The 450-nt window shown below is 46.2% G+C and carries 1 protein-coding gene; it reads right to left on the bottom strand.

The window, feature by feature from the left end; genetic code table 11:
- On the bottom strand, window positions 1-439 hold a 439-nt coding region (locus C3B52_RS35900; RefSeq protein ID WP_268811936.1), incomplete at its 3' end, for a reverse transcriptase domain-containing protein.
- Between the last annotated feature and the right edge of the window lie 11 nt (window positions 440-450).

The raw sequence follows: 450 nt of genomic DNA on the forward strand, positions 1-450 counted from the left end.
CATGGTTTACTTTGTCAAAGAATTTCTCTAAGTCTAAATCAACAACCCACCGTTTCCCCTCTTTCATAAAACCTTTAGCCTTCCGAACTGCATCATGTCCTCGCCTATTTGGACGAAAGCCATAACTGTGTTCGGAGAACATCGGATCGAAAACTGAGGTGAGAGTCTGAGCGATTGCCTGCTGGATAAAGCGGTCTGTCACAGTAGGAATCCCTAGCAACCGTACCCCACCGTTAGGTTTCAGGATTTCGACCCTTCGGACTGGTTGCGGTTGATAGGTACCATCCTCTAACTGCTGGCGGATGGAGTCCCAGTTGGTCATGATATGTTCACGTAGGAATTTTACTGACATACCGTCCACACCGTGGCTTCCTTTATTCTTTTCCACTCTCTTTAATGCTGTCAGAAGGTTTTCCCGTGACAGAAGTTGCTTCATCATGTTGAGGTATT

This window comes from Brevibacillus reuszeri (assembly GCF_002897295.1).
In the GTDB taxonomy this organism is placed as follows: domain Bacteria; phylum Bacillota; class Bacilli; order Brevibacillales; family Brevibacillaceae; genus Brevibacillus; species Brevibacillus reuszeri_A.